Source organism: Streptomyces niveus (genome assembly GCF_001723055.1).
Classification (GTDB): domain Bacteria; phylum Actinomycetota; class Actinomycetes; order Streptomycetales; family Streptomycetaceae; genus Streptomyces; species Streptomyces niveus.
Map to the genome: position 1 here is coordinate 1 of NZ_MDCR01000441.1, position 3,937 is coordinate 3,937.

At 74.5% G+C, this 3,937-nt stretch carries 3 protein-coding genes and 1 pseudogene; 3 read left to right on the forward strand and 1 reads right to left on the reverse strand.

From position 1 onward, the window contains the following. Positions 1–466: 466 nt before the first annotated feature. Positions 467–916, forward strand: a complete 450-nt coding sequence (locus BHU15_RS35710; RefSeq protein ID WP_171908524.1) for a nuclear transport factor 2 family protein — start codon at positions 467–469, stop codon at positions 914–916. Positions 917–1,024: 108 nt separating this feature from the next. Next, entirely contained in the window at positions 1,025–2,632 is a 1,608-nt protein-coding gene (gene lnt / locus BHU15_RS35715; protein ID WP_069630905.1) for an apolipoprotein N-acyltransferase, read from the forward strand. On the opposite strand, the gene BHU15_RS35720 is transcribed toward lnt, so the two are convergent. After that, positions 2,556–3,461 carry a Gfo/Idh/MocA family protein gene (locus BHU15_RS35720; protein WP_069630906.1) on the reverse strand — a complete coding sequence of 302 codons (906 nt, stop codon included), beginning with the start codon at positions 3,459–3,461 and terminating at the stop codon, positions 2,556–2,558. The genes lnt and BHU15_RS35720 overlap by 77 nt on opposite strands. A 201-nt stretch (positions 3,462–3,662) precedes the next feature. Between BHU15_RS35720 and BHU15_RS35725 the strand changes: the two are divergent. Next, positions 3,663–3,937: pseudogene (locus BHU15_RS35725) on the forward strand (hypothetical protein); the annotation flags it as partial.

A 3,937-nucleotide genomic window follows, 5' to 3' on the forward strand; every position in this document is an offset into this window, starting at 1 on the left:
CCCAGGACAGAACACCTAGGGCGTGTCCGCGAAGTAGCGTCGTCCGCCCGTAGGGCGGGGCTCGCGGCGTCTGGTGCGTGCGATCGCAAGGCGGAGGATCGGCGTTGTGGATGGCCCGGCCGTACTCGGTCGAGTCCGACAACGCAGGGGGCACCTCCCGTGCCCGAAGGGCTACGGGGGAGAGCGTGCGTGCCAGGCGTCGTGAGCCAGACGGGACTTCGCGGACAGGCCCTAGAGCCCGTCCGGGGGCCCACCCGGCTCCCACGCGCGAAGGCGCGCGTCGAATGCCAGATCAGGCCCGGCCGCGCGGTGTCACCGCGTGGCCGGGCCTTTGCCGTGGCCGGGTGCCGCTTGCCCGCGTGAACGACCGGTCACGGAGAGCGATACCGGCCGATCTCATGGACCGGATGATCGACAGATCCGCTCAGGCCTTGGCCTGGGGCCTTCGCTGCCGGAGACTGACCCGATGACGCAGCGTGTGGATCTCGCGACCGTGATGGACCAACTGGCCGTCGACGAGGTGATCAGCGGTTACGCGATGGCCCTGGACGACTCCGACTGGCCCGCCCTGCTCGCCCTCTTCACACCCGACGGGCGCGCCGACCACCGCGGCGCCGGTGGCATCGAGGGGCCGGCCGCCGAGGTCGCCGACTGGCTCGCGGGTGTGCTCGGCCCCTTCCCCGTACGCCAGCACCTGATCGGCAACCGGCGGCTGACCGTCCAGGACGGCGGCGGATTCCCGGGCGACCGCGCCGAGGCCCGGGCCGACTGTCTGACCACGCTGTTCCCGGAGTCCGGCGAGGTGACCACCGTCGTCAGCCGTTACACGTTCGGCCTCTCCCGCACGGACGACGGCTGGCGGCTGCACAGTGTCGTGGCGCGGGAGCGCGCCCGGCGCGGGGCCGACGCCTCGTAGGGCGTGTCCGCAGGCGCCCTGTTGCCGTCCGTCCCGTCTCCCGCAGACTGATCGGGGAGCACCCCCGCCGGAGCGACCGGTGCGGCGGGCGGCACGAGGAGGCGCGGTATGCGGGTTCCGGCCGACCGGGAGAGCTGGGCCCGCCGCTCCACCTCCCCGGTGTGGCGAGGCGCCGCCGCCGTGAGCGCCGGCGCGCTGCCCGCGCTCTCCTTCCCCGAGCCGGGCCTGTGGTGGCTCGCGTACGCCGCGCTCGTCCCCTGGATGCTGCTGACGCGTGCGGCTCCGACGGGCCGCCGCGCGGCCCTGGACGGCTGGCTCGGCGGGCTGGGCTTCATGCTCGCCGTCCATCACTGGCTGCTGCCGAGCCTGCATGTGTTCACCCTGGTGCTGGCCGGGCTGCTGGGGCTGCTGTGGGCGCCGTGGGGCTGGCTGGTGCGCCGGATGCTCGGCGGGCGCCCGTCACCCCGGCGTACGGCCGCCGCGCTGGCCGTGGTCCCGTCGGGCTGGCTGATGATCGAGACGGCGCGGTCGTTCGAGGGCCTGGGCGGTCCGTGGGGGCTGCTGGGCGCGGGCCAGTGGGAGGTCGCCCCCGCGCTGCGGCTCGCCTCGGTGGGCGGCGTGTGGCTGGTGACCCTCCTGGTGGTCGCCGTGAACACCGCCCTGACCGTCCTGCTGACGGTGTCCGCGGCCCGTACGGTCGCCGTCAGCGGACTCGCGGCATCCGCCGTCGCCGTGACGTCCGCGTGGCTATGGGTGCCGCGCCCGCAGCACTCGGGGCAGGCGCGCGTCGCCGTCGTCCAGCCGGGCGTGTTCGGCGGGCCCGACAGCGTCGAGCGGCGCTTCGACCACAGCGAGGAGCTGACCCGCTCGCTGGCCGGCCGCGACGTCGATCTCGTGGTGTGGGGCGAGAGCAGCGTCGGCCACGATCTGGCCACCCGCCCCGATCTGGCCGCGCGCATCGCCGTGCTGTCACGTCGGGTCGGCGCCGAGATCCTTGTCAACGTGGACGCGTCCGGCACGGACGCCGCGGGGCGCACGGGGATCTTCAAGAGCGCGGTGCTGGTGGGTCCGAACGGTCCGACGGGCGACCGCTACGACAAGATGCGGCTGGTGCCCTTCGGCGAGTACGTCCCGGCGCGCTCGGCGCTCGGCTGGGCGACGTCGGTGGGCAAGGCGGCGGGCGAGGACCGCAGGCGCGGCACCCGCCAGGTGGTGATGGTGCTGCCCGGCGAGGGGCGCGGGGGGCTGCGGATCGGTCCGCTGATCTGCTTCGAGTCGGCGTTCCCCGACATGAGCCGGCGACTGGCCAGGGACGGCGCCCAGTTGCTCGTGGCGCAGTCCTCGACGTCGTCCTTCCAGCACAGCTGGGCGCCGGAGCAGCACGCCTCGCTGGCGGCGCTGCGGGCGGCGGAGACGGGCCGTCCGACGGTGCACGCCACCCTCACGGGCATGAGCGCGGTGTACGGCCCCGAGGGCGAGCGGGTCGGCGCACCGCTGGGCACGGGCAGCGGCGCGAGCGCCGTGTACGAGCTGCCGCTGGCGGGCGGCACCACGGCGTACGTCCGGTACGGCGACTGGCCGCTGTACGGCGCGCTGGCCGTGCTGGCGGCCCTGTGCGCCGCCGAGGGCGCCCGCGCGCTCAGGCGGCCTGTGCCCGTACCGCCAGAACCACCCGTTCACACAGCTCGTGCGTCAGCAGAGCGTCCCGGGCCCTGAGGGTCTTCCCGGCGCGTACCGCGTCGAGGAACGTCAGCACGCACTGCTCGATACCGCGCTGCCGGGCCACCGGTACCCAGTCGCCGCGCCTGCGGACGCTGGGCTGGCCCTTGTGGTCGATGATCTCGGCGAGGTTGTGGACGGCCCGCTTGGTGTCCTGTCCCGAGACTTCGAGGATCTCCTCGGTCGAGCCGTTCATCCGGTTCATCGTGCCGATGGCGGTGAAGCCGTCGCCGGAGAGCTGGAGCATCACGTGCTCGGTCAGGCCCTCGCGTGTCCGGGCGCGCACGTCGATGTGCTCGACGGGGCCGGGGAGAAGGAAGCGCAGGGTGTCCACGACATGGATGAAGTCGTCCAGGACGAGGGTGCGGGCGTCCTCGGGCAGTCCGACGCGGTTCTTCTGCATGAGGATGAGATCGCGCGGGTGTTCCAGGCACTGCGCGTACGCGGGCGCGAAGCGCCGGTTGAATCCGACGGTCAGGCTCGTCCCGCGCTCCTCGGCGAGGGCCACCAGCCGCTCGGAGTGGCTGAGTTCGTACGCGAGGGGCTTGTCGACGAAGGTCGGCACACCGGCGTCGAGCAGGCGGGTGACGATCTCGGCGTGGGCGGAGGTGGGCGCGTGGACGAACGCGGCGTCCAGGCCCTGGGCGAGCAGCGAGTCGAGGTCGGCGTGGCGCCGCTCGGCGGGGATGTGGTGGCTGTCGCCGACCCGCGTGAGGGTGGCCGGGGTGCGCGTCTGCAGATGCAGCTCGGTCCCGGGCAGTGTGGTGAGCACCGGCAGATACGCCTTCTGCGCGATGTCGCCGAGCCCTATGCAGCCGACCTTCACGTGGGTCTCCCTGTCGCCTTGCCGCGGTCGTGGTCGCACGCGCCGGTGCGCGGGGGCCTGACCTGCGGACCCTTACTCGCAGCATACGGGCGTGGCCGGGGCGGCCGGTCGGCAACACCTGGGTCCGCCGCGTCACCCGTGCGGGTCACGCCCCCGGGGTTTACGGCCCCGGCGGGCCGTGCGGTCAGCAGAGTGGGTGCGGTGACCCGGCGGAGAAGAACGACAGCGGTGGTCCTGCTCGGTGTGGCCGTGGGCGGGGTGTCGGCCTGTGTGGCGGTGGAGCCCCCGGCCGGTTCCGGGGCCGGGCCCGGCGCGGGCGCGGTACGCGGGGCTCCGGCGCGGGCCGAGGTGGCACCGCCGATCACACAGCCGCCGGCGCGCGAGGTCCTGGAGGCCGCGTCACCGCCCCGGCGCACGCCCGCGCCGCGCCGGCCGGGCCCGGCCGGGGCGGACACCGTGGGGCCGCCGCCGCCCGA